We start from the raw sequence: 26,685 nt of genomic DNA, 5'->3' as shown, positions 1-26,685 counted from the left end.
CCGCCATGAAGAAGGCGAACGACGTGACCAGGTACATGATCCCGATCTGCTTGTGGTCCGTCGTGCGGAACAACCGCAGCAGGTACGAACCCTTGGGCGCGCTGCGCGTGTACGCAGGTCGAACCGCGATCGGGTGGGGCTTCAGGGCCATCTACGGGTCTCCTGCACACGCCAAAGTCAACACACGGACACCTCTACTATGCCACATAGTTGATAAGAGGTCCCTGTGACGGCAGAGCAATCCGGGCGACTTAGAGTGGCGTCGTGTCTGGTAACGCTCCTTCCCCGACGTCACGCGTTCGTGGCGGGGCCGCGCCGCTGGTGGCCGTCGGTGTCGCCGTAGCGGCGATCCTCGCCGTCGGGCTGGTTGCCCGCACCGGCAGCGTCGCCCTGGTCACCGGATTGACCGATCCGGGCGTTGTCACCCGGTACGGCATCACCGTGGTCCGGGTCGTCGCCGAAATCGCCGCGGTGGTCTGCGTGGGCAGCCTTCTGCTGGCCGCCTTCCTGGTGCCACCGCAGCGGACGGGAATTCTCGCGGCCGAGGGGTACGCGGCTGTGCGGGTGGCTCGCGGCGCCGGCTGGGTATGGTTCGCAGCCTGCGTCGCATCCGTGTACTTCACCGCCGCCGACGCGGCCGGGCGACCGATCACCGAGGTACTGGCACCACAGACGACGGTCGAGCTGGTGGCTGCAATCGAACAACCGAAGGCCTGGCTGACCACCGCGGCGATCGTCCTCGCCGTCACCGTCGGCTGTCATATCACGCTGAGCTGGGGCTGGACCACCGTCCTGTTCTTCGTCGCGACCGGTGCACTGGTTCCCGTCGCCGTCACCGGGCACTCGGCCAGTGGTGGCTCCCACGATGTCGCCACCAACAGCCTGCTCTTCCACCTGGTGGCCGCGACGCTGTGGATCGGCGGGTTGCTCAGTGTGCTCACCCTCGGCTACCGGGCACGCAGCGATGTTCTGACCGCAGTCACGCGGTTCTCACGGCTGGCTCTGGCGTGCTGGCTGACGCTGGGAGCCTCGGGCATCATCAACGCCCTCGTCCGCATCGCGCCACCTGATCTGCTGCGCAGCGGTTACGGCCTGCTACTCCTGGCGAAAATCATCGCGTTCGCACTGCTCGGCGTGTTCGGCCACCAGCAGCGAACCCAGACCATCACGGCATTGGCTGAGCGCCGCGACCGGGGCCCCCTGTTGCGTCTGGCCGCGGTGGAGGTCCTGGTCATGTTCACGACGATCGGCCTCGCCGCGGCCCTGGCCCGGACACCGCCACCCGGGGCTGGGGTGACGGAGCCCTCGACGCAGCAGCTGCTCATCGGGTACGACCTGGACGGCCCACCGACGGCGGTGCGGCTGATGATGGCGTGGCGTTTCGACCTGGTGTACGGCACGGCGGCGATCGTGCTTGCCGGCCTGTACCTGGCGGGAGTCCGGCGCCTGCGCCGGCGTGGTGACAGCTGGCCACCGGGACGGACCGCGGCGTGGCTGAGCGGTTGCGCCGTGGTGCTGCTCGCGACGTCCTCGGGTATCGGCCGCTACGCCCCGGCGATGTTCAGTCTCCACATGGGCTCGCACATGCTGCTGGGCATGGTCGGCCCGGCCCTGCTGGTACTCGGCGGACCGGTGACCCTTGCCCTGCGCGCACTGCCCGTGGCCGGCCAGGCCAACCCGCCCGGACCGCGGGAGTGGCTGATCGCCGCCGTTCACTCGCCTCTCGCGAAAGGCCTCACCCACCCGATGGTCGCCTTCGTGCTGTTCGTCGGGTCGGTGTACGTCCTGTACTTCTCCGGGCTCTACGGTGCCGCAGTCGGCTACCACTGGGCGCACCTCGCGATGAACGGCCACTTCCTGCTCGTGGGCTACCTGTTTTACTGGTCGGTCATCGGGATCGACCCGGCCCCGCGACGGCTGCCGCCGCTGGCGCGCGTCGGTCTCGTTTTCGCCTCGCTGCCCTTCCACGCCTTTTTCGCCGTCGCCCTGATGAACATGAAGACCGTGATCGGCGCAACATTCTTTCGTCCACTGGCCCTGCCCTGGGTGAGTGATCCGCTAGCCGACCAGCGGCTCGGCGGCGGCATCGCCTGGGCGTCCGGGGAGCTCCCGGTGCTCATTGTCTTGATCGCGTGTCTCGTGCAATGGGCGCGCTCCGACCACCGCGAGGCGCGCCGGGCAGACCGGCGTGAAGATGCCAACGGCGGTGCCGACCTCGCGGCCTACAACGCGATGCTGCGCAGGATCGCCGACCAGCCGGACCCACCACGCTAGAACCACCACGCCCTGCAGAGCCAGTGGGCGAAGCCGTCGTGGCCGCTCCGCCCACTGGCCACAGTCAACGGGACGTCAGTCCCTCGGGGTCAGGCTGCTCCGCGACTCGGGATCCTGTCACCGTGACGTCGCGCCCGACGGCGGTCTGCCGGACGATCCAGTCGTGCAGCACCTCATCGGCCGCGCGGTCAGCATGAACGAGATCGGACCGATCGATGAGAATCGGAGCCATCGTAGGTATCACCTCCAGCTGGCGCGCCAGCCGTGGCACGGCCAAGAAGGTGGCGTGGCCGATCAGCCGCAGACGGACGCCGTCGGCGCCGGTGGTGACAGAGATGGTCAGGCGGGACAAGTCCCAGGCAGTCTTGATCACCGCGGCGCCCAGGCCGATGAGTACCCCTTCGAACAGGCTGGTGGCGACGATCGCCGACGCGGTCGTGACCAGAATGACGGCCTCGCTTCGATGTTCTCGCCACACAGCGGCGATTTTGCGTGGTGAAAGCAGCTTCCAGCCCGCATGCAGCAACAGTGCGGCCAACGCAGCGACCGGCACAAGCGACAGAACCTGCGGGACAGCAACCACGAAGACGAGCAGCCACACCCCGTGCAGCACCCGCGACAGCCGAGTCCGGGCTCCGGCAGTGACGTTCGCGGTGCTGCGGACGATCACAGCGGTCATCGGCAGCGCACCGAGCAGCCCGCACACGGTATTGCCAATGCCCTGGGCGACAAGTTCGGCGTTGTACCGGGTACGCGGCCCGGTGTGCATTCGGTCGACGGCGCTGGCGCTGAACAGCGTTTCGGCCGAGGCGATCAATGCGAACACGATCACGCTGCCGGTCAGCGTGCCATCGACGATGCCCATGAGCGACGATGCATCGGGCAATGCGACCACGTCGAAAAGTGACCCGACGGCCAGCCGCTTCACCGGCAGGTCCAGAACCGCGACGACAACGATCGTCACCACGACCGCAGCAAGCGACCCCGGGACCAAGCGAGACAGCCGTGGCACACGACTCCATACCGCGATCACCAGCAAAGTCAGCATCGTCACCAGAGCTGCCAGCAGGCTACCGCCGCCTGTCAGCCGCATGACCAGCTGGGGCAGCCCAGCGAGGTTGTCCAGGGCGCTGCCGCGGCCAGGAAGATCGAGAGCCGCGTACAACTGGCCGAGGATGAGCACCGCGCCGATTCCGGCAAGCATGCCCTGGACGACACCGCTGGAGATGGCCTGAAACCAGCGCCCGACCCTCAGCAGTCCGAACAGGACCTGCAGCACCCCAGCACCGAGGACGACGGCGCCGAGGGTACCGACGCCCTTATCCTGGACCAGCTGCAGCGTGATCACGGTGAGACCAGCTGCGGGGCCGCTGACCTGCAGGCTGCTGCCCGGTAGTGAGCCCACAACCAATCCGCCGACGATTCCCGTCACGATGCCAAGCTCCACCGGTACGCCGGACGCGGCGGCAACCCCGATACAGAGGGGAAGGGCGACCAGGAAGACGACAACCGAAGCCGACAGGTCGGGCCGAAGCGTCGACAGTGTTCGCTTTTTCCCGCCCAGAGACCGTGGCCGGGCAGCAGGATATTCGGGCATGGACACTCCTTTGGTGTCTCGAGGAGGATGAGATGTGCCCTGCGTAGTCGCCAGGCCGCGCCGGCGGGGCCCGGCGACCCCGCAGTCAGAGCGGCTGGAACTCGCCGCGAACCGGGCTGTACTGGGAAATGTGGCCGGTGTGCACTTCGTAGAACCATCCGTAGAGCGAAATTTCTCCAGCTTCCAGCAGACCTGTGACAGCCGGGTGCATCCGCAGCGTCCCGAGCTGGTTGATGACGTGCCACTGACCTGCTTCGCGCAGCTCCGCGTCGATATCGATGACGGGAATGGGGCCGAGGTGCGGCTGACTCAGCCAGCGGCCGACCGCCGGGGCCGTGATCGTCACCGGAGACATCAAGCCCCGGACAGCGCCGCAGTGCGAGTGCCCGCAGACAACGATGTCGCGGATACCCAGCTCGAGTACGGCGAATTCGATTGTCGCGGCGACGCCGCATGGATGGTCTGGCGAGTAGGCGGGGACGATCGCGCCGGCTGTGCGCAGTTCGAACAGTTGACCTGGCTCGGCGTCGGTGATGACCGAGGGCATCACGCGGGAATCGGAACAGCTGATGAACAGAAGCTCGGGAGCTTGACCGGCGGCAAGAAGCGCGTAGGCGTTGTGGTCGTTGATGCGTGAGGCGAAGGTGCGTGCGGCCTCGATCAAGAGGTTCGAAGACATGACGGGTCCTTGCATGCATTGGCTGCGATACGGGAGAGGAGCGCGTGCCGGGGCGCCACGATCTATACGCCGCGGGTGACGGCGGGAGGCGTTTCGGCGGCACGGTGAAGCGACGAGACGAGGTGTCGCTCAGCAGCGCAGAATGCAGAGGCGGAACCGTTGCATCAGGTCGGGGGCGGCGCCGCCGGCCGGGGCGGCAGAGTCGCTGGCGCCCGTAACCAGAACGGGCGATCGGGTGCCGGACAGCACCAAATCAGCAGATGCGCGGAGACTGTCCTTGGTCTCCGGCGACGCTTCGGGACGCTGCGCGACGTCGGGCGCGAGCGGGTCATGGATGGTGGCCGGTTGCGGGGCATCAGATCCCGGGGGCGCACTCAGCTGAGCGCTGGACGGTCCGTGCTGACCAGCCCCGTGGGCGTCTTGCGGCCCCATCCCGAACAGCGTGTGCGTAAGCACGATGACGAAGGCCATGATCGTGACCGTGCTGATCGCCCATCGACGTTCGGCCACGACACCTCCGCTCGGTAACTTGGAGAAATTGAGAAGTTACTTTCAGCCGCCATTATCTCCCGATCACGGTCAACAATGGCCATTAGATGTGATCTGCGTCACCACGAAGGCCTGTTGCAAAGAACGCGATTCAGCACATGTCAGCTAGTGCCGCATCCGGACACGGCGCAGCGCCCCGGCAGCCCCCAGGGGCGACCAGCGGTTCGAGACAGCTTCGACCACTCCCGCATTCCGACGACGCCCGCCGGCAGCCACCAGCGAAGCCCTCACGTAGTACTTACTAAGCAGCATAGTAGTATGGGCCGGCCGACGCGCGACGGGACTCGGCGTGCGGGATCGCGCCATTGGCGGAGTCCGTGCAAGTCGGCGGCCAGCTTCAGGCCCAAGGCCGGGCGGCACACTGCGTCGGCATCCGGGCACCGTGGTGCCTGGATGACCAGATCCGACAGGTCGACCAAGACAGAGTCCAGGAGGTACTGATCGAGGTCCGCCATCGCCCGCAGTGGTACTTCACCCCGATTGGCCGAGCATCACGGTTGCCGTAGCAACCCGTTGGGACGACGGTCGCTCGGTCCATCGTCCTGCGGCTGAGTAGTTCACCCTTCATGGCAGTGCGAGCATCCGGAGAATGTCGAAGCTATGACCAGCAGGAAGAAGACAGGCAAACGCGCGAGCGCCGTCAAGGCGGCACGTAGCGCATCGGTGGTCGGCAAGAGAGGTGTCCCATGGCTGACCATCCTCTCGGTCGCCGGGATTGTCGCGCTGGCCGCCGCCGTCGGCGGGTATTACTTCGTCAAGACTTCCGGGAAACGTGAGCAGGCAGCCAGGGACGACGCCGCCGCATTGTTCGCGCCATCACCGAGCAATCCAGACCCCTCGGGCAAGATCGACGGTGTCTTCAAAGGAAACTACGCCGGCCGCGCGCACCTACAACCGACCGAGCGCGTCAAGTATGACAAGGCGCCGCCGGTCGGCGGGCCCCACGACGGGACGTGGGCATCGTGCACTGGCATCGTCTATCCCAATGCTGTACGCACCGAGAACATGGTGCACTCACTCGAACACGGTGCCGTCTGGATCGCATACAACCCTGCCCAGATCAGCGGCGACGCCCTCGGCAAACTCAAGGCCAGGGTGGAGGGCAAGCCGTACTCGATGATGTCGCCGTACCCGGGTCTGGACAAGCCCATCTCGTTGCAGTCCTGGGGGCATCAGCTGAAACTAGACTCCGCCGACGACCTGCGGATTGATCAGTTCATCGTCGCCCTGCGGCAGAACTCCAACGGTGTCTATCCCGAAGTCGGCGCGACCTGTGACTCGGTGGGACCGGAAAGTCTTCCACCATTCGACCCCACGCCACCTGGCCCGGATGCAAAGTCGATGGACTACAAAGGTTCCACCGGGGCAGCGCAGGACCCCATGCCGGCCGGGCAACCACAGCTCACTCCGACCCCAGGAAGCTGAGACAAGATGACCACGACCTACGACGGCGGGCAGAGCACCACGTCGTCCGATGACGTTCACGGCAACTCGGGCTCAAAGTGGGTACGACGAGCTCGCATCGGAATCGTCGCAGCCCTTCTCGTCGTGTTCGGAATCGTTGTCGGCAACTCCGCCGCCGACCCCCTTGAGCAGCAGGAGGCCATACCCGGCGCCGATTCGGTTGAGGTGGGGTTCGCTCAAGATATGTCCGTGCACCATCTTCAAGCGGTGAGCATGGCCAACTGGGCGCGTGAACGCTCGACTGACCCGCAGCTGCGTCAGCTCGCCTTCGACATCGCCAGTGGCCAGACCGAGCAAGTCGGGCGAATGAAAGGCTGGCTGATGCTCTGGGACCAGCCCGAGCAGGCCATTGGTCCGCCCATGGCGTGGATGGCAAGGGCAAGCGACGGCGCGATGTCCATGTCGATGGCTCCCAGCTCCGCGGGCCCCTCCTTGCCTGGGATGGCGACGCCAGCTGAGATGGCGAAACTCCGGTCCCTGACGGGCCGTGAACTTGATGTGTATTTCCTTCAGCTCATGCTGCGTCATCACGAGGGCGGGTCCTCGATGGCACGCTACGCCAAAGACAATGCCACGTCGCCGCCCGTCCTCGCGTTGGCGCAGAGCATCCTGGTCTCGCAAAGTACGGAGATGACCGTGATCGGACAAATGCTCTCGGCCCGCAATGCTCGCCCCCTACCGTAGTCGCCGCACGTCCCCGCATCGAGGAGGCCGATCCCGGGACGGTCCTGCAGGGCACCGCGCTTTGCTGCAGATTCAGCATGACTGTTCGTCCGATCGATGGGCCACCACTAGATATGCAGTACCCAGCCATCGGCACGGCCCACGGCTCACCGTTTTCTCCGGCTGTTGCATCCAGCGACGCCACCTCTGCCATACCCACTTGTCCAGAGGTGGTAAAAATACAGTCAGATCATAATGAACGGTGTCCTCGACCCGAAGACCAGCATCGGCCATCTTTCTACGAAGCGATCCCGCGGTGACAGCACGGATGCCAGTTCTCGGCGCACCGTGTCGGCGCCCGGTTCTGATTCCCATCCGCCCTTCCACCCAACCGAGGAGCCGAAGGATCGGCCAGTACACCACCCACTCGAATAAGCGATAGACGCTAAGCGGATTCAGCATCGTGACCACAACAAGACCGCCTGGGCGCACGATACGAGAGAACTCACGGAGCGCAGCCTCGATGTCGCAATACTCCAAGACCCCCATGGCCGTGACCACGTCAAAGCTCGCATCAGCGAACGGAGTGTCATCGGCCTGGCCAACGCAGAGCCGGACGTCGTCACCGACACCGAATCGGTCCGCTGCTTCCGCCACCATCGCGGACGACTGGTCTATTCCGGAGATCCGGAGCTCGTCCCCTCGCTCGTCGAGCAAGCTTCGGAGGAACATACCGGGACCACAGCCGACGTCGACCAGGTTCCCGCGCGAAACTTGACGCAGAGCCGTCAGCATCACATGGATTCGCGAAGCAAAATACCGAGCTGGCGCCTCAACACCTTGATACGAGCTCGCATAGCCGTGTGCCGAATTTTCCGCGTTGAACTGAGCACGCACGAGTTCGTCACGACGGCTGAGTCGTCGTCGAGCAGCGACACCTCCGCACGCCGCAGATTCATGTTCTCGACCCAAAGGTTCCTCGACCTGGCTCACGCCAACACCTCTCGACATCAGGGACGGCCAAGGCGCCCAACCCATGAACTAGGCGCGATAGTAGAGCTAGTGCAGTCGGCTGGCGAGGGTCGATTGGCGGAACCTTCAGAATTTAGACCTTATGGCGCAGTCGCCCATAGTCGTGACACATGTCAAACAAGTCGCACAGCCTTTTTATGCACAAAAAGGACATTTCGTCGATTGCGGAGCGAAGAGGCGATAGAATCGAAAATTTTCAACCAAGTGCACTAAACGACCTCGCGTGACGCAGATGACTTAGCGTTATTTCGCGGCGACTAAACCGGAGCAAGCGCCGAGCCAGTCTGCACAAGCCCGCGCCCTCGGCTTCGACGTCCGACTGCCTGAAGGACCGTCGGAACTGCCGACATAGCCGGCGAACTCACTCCCTCGCGCGGCCGGTCTCATCCGGCCACGACGATGTCTCGCCCTGTCCAGCCCTGGTGACCGCCCACAGATGATGGTACCGACATGTCCTGCGCGAAGCCGACCTCCACAGCGGATTGTCAGCCGTGGCCGCGACGATTACTCGTCGATCGAACGTACCGATCCGGCGACGACAATGGCGACGTCGACGCCCGGTCCCGCCCCAACCGAACTGGTACCGGAGTCTCGTGCCATCGTCCCCGGATCTCGTCGAGTGACACTGAGTCGGAGAGCGACGCGTTGACCCTCCCCCGATGCATCTACGCTAACAATCGTTGATATGTTCGAGCTGTCTGCGCATCGATGGTCTTGCGGGAGCACGCAGTGATGACGTCCTTTGCCCACGGGTCGGCAACGCCGACTGCGCCGGCTCGGGGCGATGCGCTACTGCCGATCGTCGCACTCGGCCAGAACTACGTGCGGCCATCTCGACACACTCCATTCCAGCAGCCGGCGACCCGACATGAGCGTTGATCGCCCCTGCCGCTCAGCAGCGGTACCCGCAGCCGCGCACGATGCGAAACTCTCACCCCTGGGCCGGCCGGCGCAACACCCCGGCGATACATACCTCGCCCGAGCAGCCGCCGCACTGGTGCTCATCGTGGGTGTCATCCTGCTGCAGATCGGACTGTGCCAACACGACACGACGGCGTCGCTGTGCTGTTCCTCGACTGAGATGTCGATTTCGGGATCTGCGCCGGATCAGGCTGTCTACGCGAGTGCGTCCGATGTCGCCGCCACAGCCGACGTGACGGTGCTGCGCGCGATCGACTCACCGCCCGGCAGCACGACCGGCGGCACAGTGGCCGAGGTGTGCTTGATCATCTTACTCGGTGTCCTGCTGACCAAACTGCTCCTCGAGCCTCCCGCGCTGGTCGTCTACCTTCGCTCCCCGGCAAGATCTGCGCCGCATACGGCGGCGGTCGCAGTACTGTCCGTCCGACTCGAGCAACTCTGCGTGTCGCGGACGTAGCCGGACCTCGGTCCGCCGTACCCGCGTGCCCAGGCATCGGCACGCCTTCCGTGTACCGCGTGGGCGCGGTACAGCGATCGATCCGATATTCCTCTATCGCCGGAGAAAACCGTGAACCGCTCGTGCGTTCTCGCGCGCCCGAAACCGTCAACGTCCTCGACCAAGCGAACCCCCACGTCCCGCACAGTCGCGATCGGAGCCCTCCTCGCCCTGGCACTGTCCGGATGCAGTTCGGGCACCGACGCGGTGTCGGTGGGCAGTACCTACGAGTTCGTCTCCCCGGGCGGGCAGACCATGATTTTCTACGACCCTCCCGCGCAGCGCGGCACCGTGCGGGAACTGTCCGGTGAGGACCTCATGGCACCCGGCCGTGATCTGAAACTCTCGTCCTTCCGCGACCAGGTCGTCGTGCTGAACCTGTGGGGCTCCTGGTGCGCCCCATGCCGGGCGGAAACCCATGCCCTGGAGGCGGTGTACACCGCGACCCGGAGCCGAGGCGTGCAGTTCCTCGGCGTCAATGTCCGCGATGAGCGGACTGCTGCACAGGATTTCGTCACCAACTTCCAGGTGAGCTATCCCTCGATCTACGATCCGTCGGGCCGGGCCCTGCTGGCCTTGAACGGTTTTCCCCGGTCGGTCGTGCCGTCCACGATCGTGCTGGACCGCCGGCAACGCGTTGCGGCGGTCTTCCTTATCTCGGTCGGGGCTCAAGACCTGCAACCTGTCGTTGAGCGCATCGCCGCCGAGCCACGCCAAGGCGGTGGCGCGTGAACCTCACCGAGCTCGCTACCTCCGGCCCACTGCTGGTGGCCGCGCTCGTCGCGATGCTCGCCGGCACGATCTCCTTCGCCTCACCGTGTTCCATCCCGCTGGTGCCCGGATATCTCGCCTACCTGGCCGGTCTCGTCGGAGCAGAAGCACCGGACACCGCCGCCGCGAGCTCAGGCGCCGCGCGGCGGCGCGACCGCTGGCGGGTCGCCGGCGCCGCGTTGTTGTTCGTGCTGGGCTTCACCGTCGTCTTCGGCGCCGCCGTGGTGAGCTTCCTCGGCGTCTCGGATCTGTTGCTGGCTAACGAAGTGCTGCTGCAGCGTATCGGCGGGGTGGTGACCATCGTGATGGGGCTGGCCTTCCTCGGCTTGATTCCTGCCCTTCAGCGCGACGTGCGGCTGCGACACCGTCCACAGCGAGGCCTGTGGGGCGCCCCGGTGCTCGGGGCAGTCTTCGGGTTGGGCTGGACCCCGTGCCTCGGCCCCACGCTGGCCGGTGTTATCGCCCTGGCCAGCGGCACCCAGGCCGGTCCGGTGCTGGCGCGGGGCTTGCTGCTGGTCCTGGCCTACTGCCTGGGCCTTGGGCTGCCGTTCATCCTCCTCGCGATCGGCACGCGCTGGGCGGTGGTCACCGCCGGGTGGCTGCGCCGACACGCCCGCGCCGTCCAGATCACTGGTGGCGTCCTGCTGCTGGCCGTCGGCGTCCTGCTCGTGACCGGCCTGTGGGCCGACCTGGTCGCTCTCCTGCGCGCCCCCATCGCCGGATTCAGCACATCCATCTGAACTACCTCAACGACCGAACTCGGAGACAAGCATGACACGCAACGCGAAGATCTCTCTGACGGCGATCGGGCTCGTAGCCGCCGTCGTCGTGACTCTCGCCCTCCTGACCCGGCCGGCGACCCCGGACAGCCCCGCCCAAGCCGTGCAGCCGGACAGCTCACCCGTGGCGCCCACATCGCTGCTGATCCGGCCCGACAGCCACCGGCTCTCCACCGCCGCCGACGGAAAGGTGACGGTTGTGGAGTTCCTCGACCTGGAATGCGAGGCGTGTGGCGCCGCGTTCCCCGGTGTCGAGAAGCTGCGCGCCGAGTTCCAGGGACGGGTGACGTTCGTCATCCGGTACTTCCCGGTTCCCAGCCATCACAACGCCGAACTGGCGGCCAGGTCGGTCGAGGCTGCGGGACGGCAAGGGAAGCTGGAAGCGATGTACCGCACGATGTACGAAAACCAGCCGAAATGGGGTGACCAGAATGTTTCCCACCGCGAAACGTTCTTCGGGTTCGCCCGCCAGCTCGGTCTCGACCTTCCCACCTTCGAGAAAGACCTCGACGCCCCCGCCACCGCGGCTCGCGTCGCGCGCGATCGCGCGGACGGGACTGCCCTGGGTGTGCGCGGTACGCCGACGTTCTTCATCAACGGTCGCCGGTTCGACAGTCCCCCGACCTACGAGGCCCTCGAAGCTGCACTTGATGCGGAATTCGCCCGGTGAGGACCATGATGGATGTCCCCTTCACAACGCGGGTGCTGCCGTGGCTGCTGACATCCGGCGGGCTGATCGGGCTGGCAGCCGCGGTGATCCTGACCCTCGAGAGACTGGCGTCGCTCGCCGATCCTGCCTATGTCCCGTCGTGCAGCATCAATCCGGTCCTCAGCTGCGGCTCGGTGATGCGCACCGCTCAAGCGTCGATCTTCGGTTTTCCGAATTCGCTGCTGGGGATCGGCGGGTTCGCGGTCGCAGTCACTGTCGGCGTGGTGTTGCTCGCCGGGAGCGAACTGCCGCGGTGGTTCTGGCTCGGCCTGCAGGCCGGCGTCACCGCCAGCGTGGCACTGGTGCACTGGCTCATCTATCAGAGCCTGTACGTCATCGGCGCACTATGCCCGTACTGCATGATCGTGTGGGCCGTCACGATCCCAATCTTCTGGTACACGACCATCCGCAATCTCAGAACCGGTCAACTGCGGGTGCCACGGCAGGTTCGCGCGGTGGCCGGTGACTTCCACGGCGTGGTGCTCACCGTGTGGTATCTGCTGATCGTCATGCTGGTGCTACAGGCCTTCTGGTCGTTCTGGCTCACCCTGGCCACATGATCTTCGAGCGGAGCGGATGCATCGAGCGGCCCGCTCGCGGGCCGGACAAGTTCACGTCAAGGTCGGCATCACCACGATGAGCCCGAGTGGCAGCGACCCCGCTCACCACCATTGCCTCAACATATCAACGGGCGTTAGGGTGAAAAGGTGAGTGACGACAGCTGTGAACTGCTCTGCCTGGATCTCGACCACGCCGAAGCCCTGCGGGTCGCGCTCCCGCCGGATGAGGTGCTGCTGGCCCGCGCCGAGGTGATGCGCGCCCTCGGGGACCCGACGCGGCTGCGCATCGCGCACGCATTGGCCGTGGGTGACGAGCTGTGCGTATGCGACCTGGCATGGATCGTCGGCTCCTCGCAGGGCCTGGTGTCCCACCACCTGCGCCAGCTGCGCTCGGCCGGGCTGGTGACCTCACGCCGTGACGGGAAGCTGGTCATGTACCGCCTCACCGAGACCGGACAGCGCGTCCTGGCGACGGTCGGAAACCAGGCAACGGAGGTGGACCCGGTATGAGCGACCTGTGCTGCGGCCCGGACGACGACCACACCGAACCCCACACGACGGCGGAGCCAGAAACGCAGCAGCGCATCTGGCAGATCCCCGAAATCCGGCTAGCCGGCGTCGCCGGCGTGCTGCTGCTCGGCGGGTTCATCGCCGGCTGGCTGGGCTGGCCCCCGGGCAAGACAGGACTGCACCTGGCCGCCGCGGCGGTCGGCGGCTGGACCTTCGTGCCCGGCACGCTACGGGCACTGGCCAAGCAACGCATCGGCGTCGGCACCCTGATGACGATCGCGCTGATCGGGGCACTGCTGCTCGGCCAGTTCGCCGAGGCGGCGATGCTGGCGTTCCTGTTCTCCATCAGCGAGGCACTGGAGGACTACTCCCTCTCCCGCACCCAGCGCGGCCTGCGGGCCCTGCTCGCCCTCGTCCCGGACACGGTCCGGGTCCTGCGCGGCGAGAACGAGACGACGATCCCGCCGTCGCAGCTGCGCATCGGCGACCGGATGCTCGCCCGAGCCGGGGAACGGATCGCCAGCGACGGCATCGTCGTCTCCGGAAGGTCCGCGGTGGACACCTCCGCGATCACCGGCGAATCCGTGCCGCTCGAGACCGGCCCCGGGCACACCGTCTATGCGGGAGCGATCAACGGCACCGGCGTGCTCACCATCGAGACGACCGCCACGGTCGCGGACAACTCCCTGGCCAAAGTCGTGCGCGTCGTCGAAGACGCGCAACGCCGCAAGGGTGACCGGCAGCGCCTGGCCGACCGGATCGCCCGGCCGCTGGTGCCCTCGGTGATGGTGCTGGCCGTGCTGGTCGGCGGCATTGGCGCCCTGTTCGGCGACCCGGTGACCTGGCTGGAACGAGCGCTGGTCGTGCTCGTCGCGGCGGCCCCCTGCGCCATGGCCATCTCGGTGCCGGTGACCGTCATCGCCGCCGTCGGCGCGGCCAGCCGCAACGGCGTGCTCGTCAAAGGCGGCGCCGCCCTGGAAACCCTCGGCACGGTACGGACCGTCGCGCTGGACAAGACCGGCACCCTGACCCGCAACCGCCCGGTCGTCACCGAGATCGTCCCCGCCGACGGCGTGAGCACCGACCGTGTCCTGCAGGTCGCCGCCGCGCTCGAGGCACGCAGCGAACACCCGCTGGCCGCAGCGATCCTCGCCGCCGCCAGCGCACCGGTACCGGCCGAGTCCGTCGAAACCGTCCCGGGAGCCGGGCTGGAAGGCGTCGTCGCCGCGGCACCGGCACGGCTGGGCAAGCCGAGCTGGATCGGACCCGGCCCGCTAGCCGCGGAAGTGACCCGCCTGGAAGAGAGCGGCACGACGGTCGCCCTGGTCGAGCACAACGGTATCCTGCTCGGGCTGATCGGGATCAGGGACGAACTGAGGCCCGAAGCGGCCGAGGTCGTCACCGAACTGCGCGCGGCCGGTGTCGAGGTGGCCATGCTGACCGGCGACAACGCCCGCACCGCCGCCACCCTCGCCGGGCAGGCCGGGATCGAGCTGGTGCACGCCGAGCTCAAGCCGACCGACAAAGCCGACCTCGTGCAGACCCTGCGCACCCGACGCGGAGCGGTCGCGATGGTCGGCGACGGCGTCAACGACGCCCCCGCCCTGGCCACCGCCGACGTCGGCATCGCGATGGGCGCGATGGGCAGCGACGTGGCCATCGAAACCGCCGACGTCGCCCTGATGGGCTCCGATCTGCGGCACCTGCCCCAGGCACTGCGGCACGCCCGCCGCGCACGCGGAATCATGCTGCAGAACATCGGCCTGTCCGCCGCGATCGTGCTGACCCTCGTACCCCTGGCCGCGTTCGGCGCGCTGAGCCTGGCGACGGTGGTTTTCGTGCACGAAATGGCCGAAGTCTTCGTCATCGGTAACGGTGTCCGCGCCGGGCGGCTGCGCCCGCTACGTGGCGAGTCGAAGCCGGAACCCGTCGCCGTGCAAGGAACTCCGGCCGCCACACCCATGGAAGGTGGCTGCGCCTGTTGCGCACCGGAAAGAGCCTCAGCCCCAGCTCAGCCGCAGATGCTAACGCTCACACCCACGAGGTTGGACGAGGTCCACAAGCCTGGTCGGAGTTGATCGAACAGCCGGTGCGCCAACCCCACTGAACTCGGGAGGTAGCAGCCGTTTCTCTTCAACTCGACTCGCGCCTCGATAGGCCCGCGCAGCGCGCCGACACACCGTTGTCAACGACGAGGCTGGCTCCAACTGGCCCCTGCGAGCCGCGGCTACCAGGGGCCAGGATCGAAGTCCCTCCTGTGCGAGCGGGTAGGGAAGTCCGTCGAGTCACGCGATTCGTTCGAGGCGGTGGCCTAATCGGTGTCGTTTTGTGGCCAAATAGGACCGGTTGTGGTCGTTGGGTTCCGTTTCGAGGGCGAGGCGATCGGAGACCGTCACGCCGCCGTCGGCGAGGGCGCGGCACTTGTCCGGGTTGTTGGTCAGCAGCCGGACCGACGCGATCCCGAGGTCGGTCAGGATGGCGGCCGCCGCGCTGTAGTCGCGGTCGTCGACCGGCAGGCCCAGCGCCACGTTGGCCTCCAGGGTGTCCAGACCCTCGCGTTGCTGGAGCTCGTACGCCCGCAGCTTCTGCCCGAGCCCGATCCCACGGCCCTCGTGCCCGCGCATGTAGACGACGACGCCGCGGCCCTCGGCGGCGATCGCCTCCATCGCCGTGCGCAGCTGGTCGCCGCAGTCGCAGCGCAGTGAACCGAGGAGGTCGCCGGTGAGGCACTCGCTGTGCAGGCGGACCAGGAGGTCGCTCGCTCCCGTGGTTTCGCCCATCGCCAGCACCACGTGCTCGACGTCGCCCTGCCGGTAGGTGAGCGTCCGGAACGTGCCGAGGTCGGTGGGGATCGACGCTTCGCCGGTCTTCTCCACGCCGGCGTCCAGCCAGGCGACGAGGTCGGCGATGGAGATCATCGGGATGCCGTGCCGCGCGGCGAACCGCCGCAGCTCCGGTCCGCGCATCATCTGACGGCGATCGGGCGTGACGATCTCGCAGAGCAGCGCGGCGCCGCTCAGGCCGGCGAGGCGGCACAGCTCCACGCCGGCCTCGGTGTGGCCGGGGCGTTCCCGCACGCCGCCCGGTTTGGCCAGGAGCGGCATCACGTGCCCGGGCCGCGCGAGGTCGGCCGGCGCGAGGAGCGGGTCGGCCAGGGCGCGGGTCGTCCTCGCCCGGTCCTGCGCGCTGATGCCCGTGGTCGTCTCGTGCCGGTAGTCGACGCTGACCAGGAACGCCGTGCGATGGCTCTCGGTGTTGTCGGTGACCATCAAGTCGAGCCCCAGCGCGGCGGCGCGCTGCTCGTCGATCGAGACGCACAGGAAGCCGGAGGTGTGCTCGAGGAAGAAGGCGACGTCGTCGGTGGTCGCGTACTCCGCGGCCATGATCAGGTCGCCCTCGTTCTCGCGGTCCTCGTCGTCGACGACGAGGACCTTCCCGCCCGCGGCGAGCGTGGCCACGGCTTGGGCAATGTCCGACGAAGGCATGGGCCCCTCCTCCAGCGTGTCGCGTTCATCTAGTGAACGAATCATCCATCAAATGGTGACAGTGGTCGACCCGATCGTCAAGGGAACCACGGGGAATCCCCGTTGCGACACAGGCGAAATTGATCAACAAATCCACATCCGTTGACCTGTTGACGTGACAGCAGACTCAGTCCTACAGTCCTCGGCATCCACTAAGTGGTCGTTGTGATCACTAGATGAACGCGAAGGGATGGGCCATGACGAAGCAGATGAAGGTGTTCGCGTTCGACTTCAGCGGTCCCGCACACCTTTCCGCCGGCCTGTGGCGCCACCCGCGGGACCGCAGCGCGCAGTACAAGGACATCCACGCGTGGATGGCCTACGCCAAGAAGCTCGAGGACGCCTGCTTCGACGGGATGTTCTTCGCCGACAACGACGGCTACCACGAGAAGTACCAAGACAGCGTCGACGGTGCCCTGCGCGACGCCGCACAGTTCCCGGCCAACGACCCGGCCTACCTCGTCCCCGCGCTGGCAGCCGCGACGAAGCACCTCGGCTTCGGTATCACGACGTCGACGGCCTACACCCCGCCCTACGCCGTGGCCCGGAAGTTCGCCACCCTCGACCACCTCACCGGCGGCCGCGTCGGCTGGAACGTCGTAACGTCCTATTCGGACTCGGCCGCCCGCAACCTCGGCAACGGAACCCAGCTGGCGCACGACGCGCGCTACGACCGGGCCGGGGAGTTCATCGACGTCGCGCTGAAGCTCTGGGAAGGGTCCTGGGACAACGACGCCGTCGTCCGCGACACGGAGTCGGGCACCTACGTCGACCCGTCACGGGTCCACGAAGTCAAGCACCACGGCGAGCACTTCACCGTCGACGGCATCTTCGTCTGCGAACCCTCGCCCCAGCGCACCCCGGTGATCTTCCAGGCCGGTGGCTCACCCAAGGGCGTCGCTCTCGCCGCCGCGACCGCCGAAGCGGTCTTCATGAACTCCATGTCGAAGCCCGGTTTGAAGAAGCAGGTCGACACCCTGCGCGCGAAGGCCGCCGAGGCGGGCCGGGATCCGGAGCACATCGCCGTGCTGCAGATGGTCACGGTGATCTCGGCGCCCACAGACGAGGAAGCATGGCGCAAGTACCAGGAGTACCTGGGCCTGGTCTCCTACGACGGCGCGATGGCCCGGTACAGCGGCTGGACCGGGCTGGACATGGCCCAGTTCGACCCGGACCGCCCCCTCGAAGACGTCAAGACCAACGCCGGCCAGACCATGATCGACGTCTTCACGAAGCTGGACCCCGGCAAGAAGTGGACGCCGCGCGACATCGCCCGGGAAATCGGCATCGGCGGCACTTCACCGGTCATCGTCGGCAGCCCTCGGACCGTCGCCGACGAGCTCGTCTCCTGGCTGGACGAGACCGGCGTCGACGGCTTCAACATCGCCCACGCCGCCAAGTTCGCCGACATCGAGGACTTCGCGCAGTACGTCGTCCCCGAACTGCAGGCCCGCGGCGTGATGCGGACGTCGTACGAAGGCACCACCTTGCGCGAGAACCTCTTCGGCGCCGGGCAGCCGCGCCTGGCCGCCGACCACCCCGGCACCGCCTACGGCCGCTCGCTCGTTTCCCAGGCCCAGTAAGGAGGACGCGTCGATGTCCGTCGTCGTCACCACGCTGAACCCCGCCGTCGAACCGGTGACGCAGCGCCAAGTCTTCGGCGCGCTGCCCACCGGCGTCACGGCCATCACCGGCCTCACCGCGCACGGCGCGCCCCGCGGATTCGTCGTCGGCACGTTCCAGTCCCTGTCGCTCGATCCGCCACTGGTCACCTTCTGCGTCGACAAGAGCTCCAGCACCTGGCCTACGCTGCGGTCTCTGGGCCGCTTCACCGCGAACATCCTTTCCACGGAACAGCTTCCGGTCTGCCGCGCGCTATCCCGCAAGGGAGACGAGAAGTTCCTGGGCATCGACTACGAGGAAAGCCTGCTGGGCACGCCTCGCATCGCCGGCGCCACCGCCTGGATCGACTGCGAAGTCATCTCCGAAGTCGTGGCGGGCGACCACTTCGTCATCATCGGCTCGATCAAGGCGATCACCCCCGGCACCGGCGAGGCCCTGATGTTCCGCGGCGGCCAGTTCGGCGAGTTCATCCCCGGAGGAAAGTCATGACCACGATGCTGGACCGCGTCACCGACGCGTGGATCAAAGCCTGGGGCGACGGTGACACCGCCTCGTTCGAGGCGCTCACCAGCGAGGGCTACGTACGCCACTCGAAGTCCGGTGAGGAGCACCTGCCGGACGTCCTGCGCAACATCGAGGACCAGCACGCCGCCTTCAGCGCGTTCGGCATCCGGATCCTCACCGCCATCGAAGACGACAACCTCGTCGCGATCCACTGGGAGAGCACGGGCACCCACACCGGGGAGTTCATGGGTGTGCCGCCGACCGGCCGCACGGTCACCGTCTCCGGCGCCTCCTTCATCCGCTACCGCGACGGGAAGATCACCAGCGAGTCCGTCGTCTGGGACCCGCGGGAACTGCTGTCCGCGGTCGGGATCTGGCACCTCGGCCACCACCACGTCTGAAAGGAACATCGTGGCGATCGACATCGGCGAGACCGCGGAACGGCTCATCGCCGCCCAGGACGCCCGCTCCCCCGTCGACCAGCTGCTCGACGAAGCGGACCACCCCACGAAGGCCGACGCCTTCCGCGTCGCACAGGAAGTCGTGCGGCGGCGGGTCGCGGCCGGGGACGCCGTCGCCGGTTTCAAGCTCGGCAACATCGCCAAGGCGATGCAGACCAAGTTCGGTGTGGACGAACCCGACTACGGCTACCTGCTGGCGAGCCAGTTCCGCCCGGAGAACCTGCGCATCGACGAGAAGGAGTTCATCGAGCCGTTCGTGGAGGTGGAACCGGCGTTCGTGCTGAAGAAGAACGTCGGCGGCGCGCACGTAACGGCCGTCGACATCATCGCCGCCACCGACTTCGTCGTCCCCGCCTTGGAAATCATCGACTCCCGGGTGCTCGGCTGGAACATCAGCATCTACGACACCCTCGCCGACGGCGGCTCCTGCGGCGCCGTGGTCGTCGGCGGCAGCCCGCGCAAGCTCTCCGAGGTCAACCTCGCCGACACGCCCGGGGAGGTGCGCTTCGACGACGAGGTGAAAGCCACCGGCAACACCAACGCCGCCTACGGCAACCCCATCGGCGCGCTCGCCTGGCTGTGCCGCCGCGTTTCCGAGTACGACGTCGGGCTCCAGGCCGGGCAGCTCATCCTGCCGGGCAGCATCCTGGCCGCGGAGAAGCTGGTCCCGGGGCACCGGATCACCGGCAGCTTCGCGGGATGGGGGGAGGTGAGCTTCGACTACGGGTCCGTAAAGTAGCTCTCCGTGAGGGCAGGCCCAGCCTGCCCCGGGAAGGAGCTGCAGGTGCCCCCGAACGAACCGGAAAGCACCAGTTCGGTGCCCTCGAACCGGTCGGTCGTCCGGGCCGTCCGGATCCTGCGGGCCCTGGGCTCCGGCCCGGCGGCGATGACCGTCACGGAGGTCGCCCAGAAGATCGGCCTCCCCCGCGCCACCACGTTCCGGCTCCTCCTCACCCTGGAGGACGAAGGGTTCGTGGATCGCCAGGACACGCTCTACACCCTGGGCTGGGACCTCGCCCGGCTCGCCGGCGGGATCGACCCCGCCGCCGGGATGGTCCCGCGGGTCTCCGGGGTCATCGACGAACTCGCCGAGGAGATCGGGGAAACCGTCACCCTGTCCGTCCGGCGTGGACGCTACGACCTGGACCTCGTCGCCCAGGCCAACCCGCGCCGGGTGGGCATGGCGATGTCCGACATGCACGGCATGAAGTGGCCGCTGCACGCGTCGGCCACCGGGAAGCTCCTGCTCGCCGAACTGCCCGACGGCGAGATCGAGGCCGCGACGAGCGGGGACCTCGACAAGCTGACCAAACGCACCATCACCGGCTACCCAGAACTCAAAACCGACCTGGCCCGGACGAGAGAACGCGGGTGGTCCCTCACGGACGAGGAACTCGAGGACGGCATCGTCTCCGTCGCCGTCCCGATCCGCGACACCGCCGGCAGCCTGCTGGCCGCCCTCACGTTCGTGGGCCCGGTCTACCGCATCGACAACGACAAACGCGCCGAACTGACCCACCGCCTCCTCGCCGGGGCGAACCGGGTCCAGCAGCACCTGAACACCACGCCCGCCGACGACTGACGCGGGGCGTCCGTGGTGTCCGGGTGGACACCACGGAAGGACACCCCGATGCACCCCCAGACCCCGCTCGCCGCGGTCGACCCGCTGCTGGGCCGGACGCACGCCGCCCACCGCGGCTGGGCCCGCACGCCGGGCGCGGCCCGGGCGGACGTCCTCGTCGCGGTCGGCGACGCTTTGGAGGCCGCCGCCCCGGAGCTGGTCCCCCTTGCCCAGGCCGAGACGAACCTCCCCGAAGGCCGCCTGCGCGGCGAACTGACGCGCACCGCCTTCCAGCTCCGCCTCTTCGCCGACCTCATCCGCGGCGGCGCCCACCTCGACGCCCGCGTCGACCACGCCGATCCCGACTGGCCGATGGGCGCACCGCGTCCGGACCTGCGCCGCTCGCTGCGCCCGATCGGGCCGGTGCTCGTCTACGCGGCCAGCAATTTCCCCTTCGCCTTCTCGGTCGCCGGCGGCGACACCGCGTCGGCGCTGGCCGCGGGCAACGCCGTCGTCGTCAAGGCGCACCCCGGGCACCCCCGGCTGTCCGACGCGACCGCCTCGGTCGTGCGCTCGGCACTCGGCGACCCCGACCTGCTGCAGGTGATCCACGGCCGTGAGCCGGGCATCGCTGCACTGCGCGACCCGCGGATCAAGGCCGCCGGGTTCACCGGATCCATCACCGGCGGCCGCGCCCTCCTGGACATCGCGACCTCGCGGCCCGACCCCATCCCGTTCTACGGCGAACTGGGCAGCAACAACCCCGTGTTCGTCACCCAGCGCGCCGCCCGCGAGCGCGGCGACGAGATCGCCGCCGGGTTCATCGCGTCCTTCACCCAGAACGCCGGTCAGTTCTGCACCAAGCCCGGCACGCTCTTCGTCCCGGCCGGCTCGGGACTGGCCCGGGCGCTGGCGGCGGCCTCGCTGCCCGCGGCCGAGCCGATGCTGAACGAGGCCATCGAGTCGGCGTTCCGCAAGACCCTCGAAGAGCGCGAAAGCCACAGCGCCGTCGAGGTGCTGGCCCGCGGCGACGGGTCGCCGGCGCCGACGCTGCTGCGGACCCACATCAAGCAGCTCCTGGCCGACCCGGCTGCGCTCGAAGAGGAGTGTTTCGGCCCGACCGCCCTGGTCGTGGAGTACGACGACGAAGAGCAGCTGGTGGAGGCGGCCCGCACCTTTGCGGGCCAGCTCACCGCCACCTTGCAGGCCGAAGAGTCCTGCGACGTCGCCGAACTCGCCGACGAGCTGGCCAAGCGCGCCGGCCGGGTGCTGTTCAACCAGTGGCCCACCGGCGTCTCGGTCACCTACGCGCAGCAGCACGGCGGGCCGTACCCGGCCACCACCGCGCCCGGCACCACCTCGGTCGGCACGGCCGCCATCGAGCGCTTCCTGCGTCCGGTCGCCTACCAGAACTTCCCGCAGCACCTCCTGCCGCCCGAGCTGCGGGACGGGACCCGGTGAGCGTCGTGATCGAGGGCGTCGTCGAGCACGGCGACGCCCGCGGGCGCCTGCTGGGCTTCCCGACCGCCAACCTGCGCCTGCCGGGCGGCCCCGAGCACGACGGGGTGTGGACGGCGCGGGTGCTCGTGCCCGGCGAGGGCAGCTGGCCGGCGACCGTCTCGGTCGGCACCCGCCCCACCTACTACGACACCGGCGCCGTCCGCCTCGCCGAGGCCCACCTCCTCGGCTTCGACGGCGATCTCTACGAACGCACCATCCGGGTGGAGCTCCTCCACCGGCTCCGCGGACAGGTCACCTGCGCCTCGTCGGCGGAACTCGTCGCGCTGATCCGCGACGACGTCGCCCGCACGCGCGCACAGCTGATCGAGCCAGCCCACAACTAGAAGGACCAGCGATGTCCGATTCTCAAAGGCGAGAGCACACCACCCGGCGGATCCGCGAGGAGGACTGCGTCGTCGTCGACAAGCGGGCCCTGCTGCGGGCCCAGCTCGGCGCCGGGGTGGGCAACTTCATCGAGTGGTACGACGTCGGCGTCTACGGCTACCTCGCGGTCACCCTGACCAAGGTGTTCACCGCCGGCATGGACGAGAAGCTCGGCCTGCTCGCGACCCTGTTCGGGTTCGCCGTGTCCTTCCTGGTCCGGCCCATCGGCGGAATGATCCTCGGCCCGCTGGGCGACAAGATCGGCCGACGCAAGGTCATGCTCTTCACCATCGCGCTGATGGCGGTCGCGACCACGCTGATCGGCGCGCTGCCGAGCGCGGCGGCGATAGGCCCGTGGGCGCTGATCCTGCTCTACCTGCTGCGCATGTGCCAGGGCTTCTCCACCGGTGGCGAGTACTCGGGCGCGCTGACCTACGTCGCCGAGTTCTCCCCGGACAAGAGCCGCGGGTTCCACACTTCGATCCTCAACAGCGGCTCCCAGCTCGGCTTCGCCGCGGGTGCCGGGGTCGTCGCGGCGACCACGGCCATCGTCGGGGGTCAGTCCGCGATGGTCGCCGGCGGCTGGCGGATCCCGTTCCTCCTGGCGCTGGTCCTCGGCGCGGTCGCGATGCTGCTGCGCAGCCGGATCGAAGAGTCCCCGAGCTTCGTGGCCACCCGCGCCAAGGTCGAGCACCAGCAGGTCAACCCGATCTTCGTCCGCCACAACCTGCCCGGCATCCTCAAGCTCTACTGGCCGCAGATCCTCATCGGGCTGGCCCTCATCGGCGCCGACGGCGCCTCGTCGTACACCCTCACCAGCTACATGCCCACCTACCTCGAAACCGAGGTCGGCAGCACCACCGTGCACACCGCGATCGCCACCGTCGGCGTGCTCATCCTGCAGGCGATCCTGCTGCCGGTCTTCGGGCGGATGTCGGACAAGCTCGGGCGCAAACCGGTCTTCCTCATGGCGGCGATCGGCAACTTGATCCTGCTGGTCCCCGCGTTCGCGCTGATGCACATCGGCACGCTGTGGTCGCTGTACCTGGCGCTGACGCTCATCATGATCCCCGGCACGCTGTTCCTCTGCATGAACGCGGCCATCATGGCCGAGCTGTACCCGACCGCCTCGCGCTACGGCGCCGTCGGCTTCACCCAGAACATCGCGGCCTCGCTGTTCGGCGGCACCGTGCCGCTGGTGTCCCAGCTGCTCGTCGAGCTGACCGGAAACCGTTACGCACCAGCGTTCTACGTCATGTTCTTCTCGGTCCTCGCGCTCGTCGCGGCCCTCTGCATGCGGGAGACCGCCGCGCGGCCCCTGCTCGGGTCGGTGCCCGTGGTGTCGAGCCCCGAAGAGGCGCGGCTGCTCGTCCGCCACCAGGACACCGACAAGCGGCTGGACACCTCGACGATGATCCTCGCACCCGTTCCGGAAGGCCAGCGCACATGATCGAGGACTTCGTGCGGCGGGTCCGCGAGCGCGAACCCCTGGTCGGCTACTGGCTGCTGGCCGACTCGCCGGTGATGACCGAGCGGCTGGCCCGGGGCGGGTACGACTACCTGTGCCTGGACCAGCAGCACGGGCTCATGGGCTACCACGGCATCCGCGACGGCCTGATGGCAATCGACGCGGGCGGCGGGCTCGGCCCGCGGCCCACGATCGGGCTCGTGCGCACCGCCGAGAACGACCCGCGGTGCATCGGCCAGGCCCTCGACGCGGGCGCGGCCGGGGTGATCGTGCCGATGATCGACAACGCCGGAGCCGCCCGCGCGGCGGTGCGGTCCGCGAAGTACCCGCCGCTGGGCCGCCGTTCGTACGGGCCGATGCGCGCCGAGCTGCGCCGCGGCCCGGACCTCGCCGTCGTCAACGACACGACGCTGGTCGCCGTGATGATCGAGACGGCGTCCGGCCTGGAGAACGTCGAGGAGATCGCAGGGGTCGATGGCGTCGACGCGCTCTACGTGGGTCCCTACGACCTCGCGCTCGCGATCGGGGACATCAAGGCTGCGCTGCACCGGATCGTGGACGCCGGGCACGCCAACGGCAAGCCCGTCGGCATCCACGCCGACGACGGCGACATGGCCGCCGAACGCCTCGCCCTCGGGTTCGACTTCGTCAGCATCGAGGGCGACCTCGTGCACCTCGAACAGATCGCCCAGTCCCATTTGGACCGCGTCCGTCCCGGAGAAAGGAATCCCCATGTATGACACCGATGTCGTGATCGTCGGCGCCGGCCTGGCCGGACTCACGACGGCCCGCGAGCTCGGCGCCGCCGGGTTGAGCGTGACCGTGCTCGAGGCCCGCGACCGCATCGGCGGCCGCCTCTACACCGACGAGCGCCTCGGCCACCACCTCGAACTCGGCGGGAACTGGCTGCACTGGGTGCAACCGCACGTCTGGTCCGAGGTGACCCGCTACGGCCTGCGCGTCGGCCGCGGCCCCAAGTCGGAGGAGACGTTCTGGATCGCCGACGGCGAGCTCGTCCACGGCGACCTGCCTGGCTTCATGGCCGTCATCGACCGCGGCATGCGAGCCCTGGTCGGGGACAGCGGAAAGCTGCTGCCGCGGCCGGACCAGATCGCCGACCAGGACGGCTTCGCCGAGGCCGACCAGCTCACGCTGCAGCAGGCGCTGGACGCCCTGGACCTCTCCCCCGCCGAGCGCGGCGCCAACGAGGCAGCGTGGGTCGGCCACTGCAACGGCCCGCTCGACCAGGTCGGCTACGCGGCCGCGGTCCGCTGGACCGCCGCGACGTCCGGCTCCTGGGAGCTGATGCACGAAGCGAGTTCGATCTACCGGCTCGAAGACGGCAACGCGGGCCTGGCCGCCGCCATCGCGGGCGACCTGGCCGGGGAGATCCGGCTGAACACGGTCGTCACTCGCGTCGAGCACGACGACACCGGCGTCACCGTGCACACCGCCGACGGCGACCGGGTGCGCGCCCGCCGCGCCGTTCTGACCCTGCCGTTGAACATCCTGCACGAGCTGGATGTCCAGCCGCCGTTGTCGCCAGGCAAGCTGGCGGCCAGCCGCACCGGCACGGCCTCTCAGGGCCTCAAGCTCTGGATCCGGGTCAAGGGCCCGATCAAGCCCTTCTTCGCCTACTCCACCAAGGACCACCCGCTTTCCGTGGTGCGCACCGAATTCGTGGGCGAGGACGACGCCGTGCTCGTCTCCTTCGGCGCGGACGCCGCGCGCCTCGACGCCACCAGCGTCGAAGAGGTCCAGGCCGCCTTGAAGGTGTGGCGCGACGACCTGGAAGTCCTCGAAGTCGCCTCGCACGACTGGATCAGCGACCCGTTCGCGAAGGAGACCTGGCTGATCCAGCGCCCCGGCGCCTACTCGGCGTCGCAGGCGGAGCTGCAGCGTCCTGACGGCACTGTGCGCCTGGCGAGCAGCGACATCGCCAACCTGTGGGCCGGCTTCTTCGACGGCGCCATCGAATCGGGCCTGCGCACGGCAAGGGACGTGGCGATCGAACTCGGCGTTTCCAAATAGCCTGCGGCGAACCGTCTCGCCCCTTCACGCCAGCTCGGCCCTGCGTCCACCGGTCAAGCACTGGAGCACGCACGGTCCTTTACACCCTGACCGTCAGATGCCAAGCGAGTCCGTTTCGATATGTATCGGCCCAACATTTCCTTCATGGTCCGCTCCGTTGTCGGCGCCCCGACCAAGATCAGCTCTTTAGCCTTTGCCGAGTCATGCCGAGCTTGCCTCGTCTGGGACGACGAGAACCCAGGTCGAGCGGTCGCGCTGATTGACCTGAAGCTTGGCCACTACATGCCGATGGGCCGGGTAGCGAACCCGGCCCATCGGTATTGGTTGCAGTCATCTGTCGGTGTGGCGGCGAGTGGAAGGTGGCGGATTGGTTACCGCAGCTACGACCCGTTCGGGGAGCTCGATCCACGTCGCAGCCAAGTCATTGTCAGACTGCGACCTCAGGCGCCCTCACTCACTTGCCGCCGGTACGGCGGTCGTGATTGAGGACCAACGCAAGCACAATGATCAACACGATCACTGGGATGATCGGGACTGCCCCGAGTTTGGTTGACTCGCAGGTGGGGTGGATCAGGCCGCGGTTGCGTGCCTGCTGATTGTCTCAAACTCGATCGGCGTGAGCTTG

General features: G+C 67.8%; 25 protein-coding genes. 20 read left to right on the top strand and 5 right to left on the bottom strand.

The annotated features are described in order from the left end of the window. Nucleotides 1–264 precede the first annotated feature (264 nt). The gene (locus ACWEVN_RS28350) at nucleotides 265–2,274 is read left to right on the top strand and encodes a cytochrome c oxidase assembly protein (RefSeq protein ID WP_452053323.1); all 2,010 of its coding nucleotides are present in this window, start codon (nucleotides 265–267) and stop codon (nucleotides 2,272–2,274) included. Between the two features lie 64 nt (nucleotides 2,275–2,338). Here the strand turns inward: ACWEVN_RS28350 and ACWEVN_RS28345 are convergent, their stop codons facing one another. The 3 genes from ACWEVN_RS28345 to ACWEVN_RS28335 form a co-directional block, all read right to left on the bottom strand. Continuing rightward, nucleotides 2,339–3,871, bottom strand: a complete 1,533-nt coding sequence (locus tag ACWEVN_RS28345; protein ID WP_452053322.1) for a SulP family inorganic anion transporter — start codon at nucleotides 3,869–3,871, stop codon at nucleotides 2,339–2,341. Nucleotides 3,872–3,956: 85 nt separating this feature from the next. Continuing rightward, complete coding sequence (locus ACWEVN_RS28340) at nucleotides 3,957–4,550, bottom strand: carbonic anhydrase (protein ID WP_452053321.1); 594 nt, start codon at nucleotides 4,548–4,550, stop codon at nucleotides 3,957–3,959. A 129-nt stretch (nucleotides 4,551–4,679) separates the two neighbouring features. Beyond that, nucleotides 4,680–5,060, bottom strand: a complete 381-nt coding sequence (locus ACWEVN_RS28335; RefSeq protein ID WP_452053320.1) for a hypothetical protein — start codon at nucleotides 5,058–5,060, stop codon at nucleotides 4,680–4,682. 639 nt (nucleotides 5,061–5,699) lie between these two features. Between ACWEVN_RS28335 and ACWEVN_RS28330 the strand changes: the two genes are divergently transcribed. Continuing rightward, the gene (locus ACWEVN_RS28330; protein ID WP_452053319.1) at nucleotides 5,700–6,524 is read left to right on the top strand and encodes a DUF3105 domain-containing protein; all 825 of its coding nucleotides are present in this window, start codon (nucleotides 5,700–5,702) and stop codon (nucleotides 6,522–6,524) included. A gap of 6 nt (nucleotides 6,525–6,530) precedes the next feature. After that, nucleotides 6,531–7,247, top strand: coding sequence for a DUF305 domain-containing protein (locus tag ACWEVN_RS28325; RefSeq protein WP_452053318.1), 717 nt, complete (start codon nucleotides 6,531–6,533; stop codon nucleotides 7,245–7,247). A 72-nt stretch (nucleotides 7,248–7,319) separates the two neighbouring features. Here the strand turns inward: ACWEVN_RS28325 and ACWEVN_RS28320 are convergent, their stop codons facing one another. Beyond that, nucleotides 7,320–8,219: a class I SAM-dependent methyltransferase gene (locus ACWEVN_RS28320; protein ID WP_452053317.1), complete on the bottom strand. Its 900-nt coding sequence runs from the start codon at nucleotides 8,217–8,219 to the stop codon at nucleotides 7,320–7,322. A 1,045-nt stretch (nucleotides 8,220–9,264) separates the two neighbouring features. On the opposite strand from ACWEVN_RS28320, the gene ACWEVN_RS28315 reads away from it, so the two are divergent. The 7 genes from ACWEVN_RS28315 to ACWEVN_RS28285 all read left to right on the top strand — a co-directional run bounded on the left by ACWEVN_RS28315 (nucleotide 9,265) and on the right by ACWEVN_RS28285 (nucleotide 15,082). Then, the gene (locus ACWEVN_RS28315) at nucleotides 9,265–9,636 is read left to right on the top strand and encodes a hypothetical protein (RefSeq protein ID WP_452053316.1); all 372 of its coding nucleotides are present in this window, start codon (nucleotides 9,265–9,267) and stop codon (nucleotides 9,634–9,636) included. Nucleotides 9,637–9,828: 192 nt separating this feature from the next. Continuing rightward, complete coding sequence (locus ACWEVN_RS28310; protein ID WP_452053324.1) at nucleotides 9,829–10,407, top strand: TlpA family protein disulfide reductase; 579 nt, start codon at nucleotides 9,829–9,831, stop codon at nucleotides 10,405–10,407. Further along, nucleotides 10,404–11,186 (top strand): cytochrome c biogenesis CcdA family protein, encoded by a 783-nt coding sequence (locus tag ACWEVN_RS28305; RefSeq protein WP_452053315.1) that lies wholly within the window; start codon nucleotides 10,404–10,406, stop codon nucleotides 11,184–11,186. The genes ACWEVN_RS28310 and ACWEVN_RS28305 overlap by 4 nt, the downstream gene beginning before the upstream one ends. Before the next feature lie 31 nt (nucleotides 11,187–11,217). Beyond that, on the top strand, nucleotides 11,218–11,895 hold the full coding sequence (locus tag ACWEVN_RS28300) for a DsbA family protein (RefSeq protein WP_452053314.1): 678 nt from the start codon (nucleotides 11,218–11,220) through the stop codon (nucleotides 11,893–11,895). A 5-nt stretch (nucleotides 11,896–11,900) separates the two neighbouring features. After that, the gene (locus tag ACWEVN_RS28295) at nucleotides 11,901–12,494 is read left to right on the top strand and encodes a vitamin K epoxide reductase family protein (RefSeq protein ID WP_452053313.1); all 594 of its coding nucleotides are present in this window, start codon (nucleotides 11,901–11,903) and stop codon (nucleotides 12,492–12,494) included. 147 nt (nucleotides 12,495–12,641) lie between these two features. After that, nucleotides 12,642–13,004 (top strand): ArsR/SmtB family transcription factor, encoded by a 363-nt coding sequence (locus tag ACWEVN_RS28290; protein WP_452053312.1) that lies wholly within the window; start codon nucleotides 12,642–12,644, stop codon nucleotides 13,002–13,004. After that, entirely contained in the window at nucleotides 13,001–15,082 is a 2,082-nt protein-coding gene (locus ACWEVN_RS28285) for a heavy metal translocating P-type ATPase (protein ID WP_452053311.1), read from the top strand. Before ACWEVN_RS28290 ends, ACWEVN_RS28285 begins: the two co-directional genes overlap by 4 nt. Nucleotides 15,083–15,289: 207 nt before the next feature. Here the strand turns inward: ACWEVN_RS28285 and ribA are convergent, their stop codons facing one another. Next, the gene (gene ribA, locus ACWEVN_RS28280) at nucleotides 15,290–16,489 is read right to left on the bottom strand and encodes a GTP cyclohydrolase II (protein ID WP_452053310.1); all 1,200 of its coding nucleotides are present in this window, start codon (nucleotides 16,487–16,489) and stop codon (nucleotides 15,290–15,292) included. Between the two features lie 236 nt (nucleotides 16,490–16,725). Here ribA and ACWEVN_RS28275 point away from each other — a divergent pair, with 236 nt between their 5' ends. The 10 genes from ACWEVN_RS28275 to ACWEVN_RS28230 are packed head-to-tail and all read left to right on the top strand — an operon-like array spanning nucleotide 16,726 to nucleotide 26,060. Continuing rightward, nucleotides 16,726–18,111, top strand: a complete 1,386-nt coding sequence (locus tag ACWEVN_RS28275; RefSeq protein WP_452053309.1) for an LLM class flavin-dependent oxidoreductase — start codon at nucleotides 16,726–16,728, stop codon at nucleotides 18,109–18,111. A gap of 13 nt (nucleotides 18,112–18,124) precedes the next feature. Beyond that, nucleotides 18,125–18,640 carry a flavin reductase family protein gene (locus tag ACWEVN_RS28270; RefSeq protein WP_452053308.1) on the top strand — a complete coding sequence of 172 codons (516 nt, stop codon included), beginning with the start codon at nucleotides 18,125–18,127 and terminating at the stop codon, nucleotides 18,638–18,640. Continuing rightward, nucleotides 18,637–19,056, top strand: coding sequence for an ester cyclase (locus tag ACWEVN_RS28265; RefSeq protein WP_452053307.1), 420 nt, complete (start codon nucleotides 18,637–18,639; stop codon nucleotides 19,054–19,056). The genes ACWEVN_RS28270 and ACWEVN_RS28265 overlap by 4 nt, the downstream gene beginning before the upstream one ends. A gap of 10 nt (nucleotides 19,057–19,066) precedes the next feature. Next, complete coding sequence (locus tag ACWEVN_RS28260; protein ID WP_452053306.1) at nucleotides 19,067–19,855, top strand: 2-keto-4-pentenoate hydratase; 789 nt, start codon at nucleotides 19,067–19,069, stop codon at nucleotides 19,853–19,855. A gap of 45 nt (nucleotides 19,856–19,900) precedes the next feature. After that, nucleotides 19,901–20,698, top strand: a complete 798-nt coding sequence (locus ACWEVN_RS28255; protein ID WP_452053305.1) for an IclR family transcriptional regulator — start codon at nucleotides 19,901–19,903, stop codon at nucleotides 20,696–20,698. Between the two features lie 48 nt (nucleotides 20,699–20,746). Then, a complete protein-coding gene (locus tag ACWEVN_RS28250; protein WP_452053304.1) occupies nucleotides 20,747–22,138 on the top strand; it encodes an aldehyde dehydrogenase (NADP(+)) in 1,392 nt (463 codons plus the stop codon). Further along, nucleotides 22,135–22,521 carry a riboflavin kinase gene (locus ACWEVN_RS28245; RefSeq protein WP_452053303.1) on the top strand — a complete coding sequence of 129 codons (387 nt, stop codon included), beginning with the start codon at nucleotides 22,135–22,137 and terminating at the stop codon, nucleotides 22,519–22,521. Before ACWEVN_RS28250 ends, ACWEVN_RS28245 begins: the two co-directional genes overlap by 4 nt. Nucleotides 22,522–22,532: 11 nt before the next feature. Beyond that, nucleotides 22,533–24,011, top strand: a complete 1,479-nt coding sequence (locus tag ACWEVN_RS28240; protein WP_452053302.1) for an MFS transporter — start codon at nucleotides 22,533–22,535, stop codon at nucleotides 24,009–24,011. After that, on the top strand, nucleotides 24,008–24,769 hold the full coding sequence (locus ACWEVN_RS28235) for an HpcH/HpaI aldolase family protein (RefSeq protein WP_452053301.1): 762 nt from the start codon (nucleotides 24,008–24,010) through the stop codon (nucleotides 24,767–24,769). The genes ACWEVN_RS28240 and ACWEVN_RS28235 overlap by 4 nt, the downstream gene beginning before the upstream one ends. Then, nucleotides 24,762–26,060 carry a flavin monoamine oxidase family protein gene (locus ACWEVN_RS28230; RefSeq protein WP_452053300.1) on the top strand — a complete coding sequence of 433 codons (1,299 nt, stop codon included), beginning with the start codon at nucleotides 24,762–24,764 and terminating at the stop codon, nucleotides 26,058–26,060. The genes ACWEVN_RS28235 and ACWEVN_RS28230 overlap by 8 nt, the downstream gene beginning before the upstream one ends. Nucleotides 26,061–26,685: the final 625 nt, after the last annotated feature.

This window comes from Amycolatopsis sp. NPDC003861 (genome assembly GCF_053605405.1).
This window is presented reverse-complemented; position numbering and strand designations above follow the sequence as displayed.

What these genes read in the sequence shown, in the direction of transcription:
- ACWEVN_RS28345 (WP_452053322.1), bottom strand. Translation starts at nt 3,871, where the DNA reads ATGCCCGAATATCCTGCTGCCCGGCCACGGTCTCTGGGCGGGAAAAAG.
- ACWEVN_RS28235 (WP_452053301.1), top strand. Translation starts at nt 24,008, where the DNA reads ATGATCGAGGACTTCGTGCGGCGGGTCCGCGAGCGCGAACCCCTGGTC.
- ACWEVN_RS28265 (WP_452053307.1), top strand. Translation starts at nt 18,637, where the DNA reads ATGACCACGATGCTGGACCGCGTCACCGACGCGTGGATCAAAGCCTGG.
- ACWEVN_RS28250 (WP_452053304.1), top strand. Translation starts at nt 20,747, where the DNA reads ATGCACCCCCAGACCCCGCTCGCCGCGGTCGACCCGCTGCTGGGCCGG.
- ACWEVN_RS28295 (WP_452053313.1), top strand. Translation starts at nt 11,901, where the DNA reads ATGATGGATGTCCCCTTCACAACGCGGGTGCTGCCGTGGCTGCTGACA.
- ACWEVN_RS28270 (WP_452053308.1), top strand. Translation starts at nt 18,125, where the DNA reads ATGTCCGTCGTCGTCACCACGCTGAACCCCGCCGTCGAACCGGTGACG.
- ACWEVN_RS28275 (WP_452053309.1), top strand. Translation starts at nt 16,726, where the DNA reads ATGACGAAGCAGATGAAGGTGTTCGCGTTCGACTTCAGCGGTCCCGCA.
- ACWEVN_RS28240 (WP_452053302.1), top strand. Translation starts at nt 22,533, where the DNA reads ATGTCCGATTCTCAAAGGCGAGAGCACACCACCCGGCGGATCCGCGAG.
- ACWEVN_RS28325 (WP_452053318.1), top strand. Translation starts at nt 6,531, where the DNA reads ATGACCACGACCTACGACGGCGGGCAGAGCACCACGTCGTCCGATGAC.
- ACWEVN_RS28300 (WP_452053314.1), top strand. Translation starts at nt 11,218, where the DNA reads ATGACACGCAACGCGAAGATCTCTCTGACGGCGATCGGGCTCGTAGCC.
- ACWEVN_RS28330 (WP_452053319.1), top strand. Translation starts at nt 5,700, where the DNA reads ATGACCAGCAGGAAGAAGACAGGCAAACGCGCGAGCGCCGTCAAGGCG.
- ACWEVN_RS28340 (WP_452053321.1), bottom strand. Translation starts at nt 4,550, where the DNA reads ATGTCTTCGAACCTCTTGATCGAGGCCGCACGCACCTTCGCCTCACGC.
- ACWEVN_RS28230 (WP_452053300.1), top strand. Translation starts at nt 24,762, where the DNA reads ATGTATGACACCGATGTCGTGATCGTCGGCGCCGGCCTGGCCGGACTC.
- ACWEVN_RS28285 (WP_452053311.1), top strand. Translation starts at nt 13,001, where the DNA reads ATGAGCGACCTGTGCTGCGGCCCGGACGACGACCACACCGAACCCCAC.
- ribA (WP_452053310.1), bottom strand. Translation starts at nt 16,489, where the DNA reads ATGCCTTCGTCGGACATTGCCCAAGCCGTGGCCACGCTCGCCGCGGGC.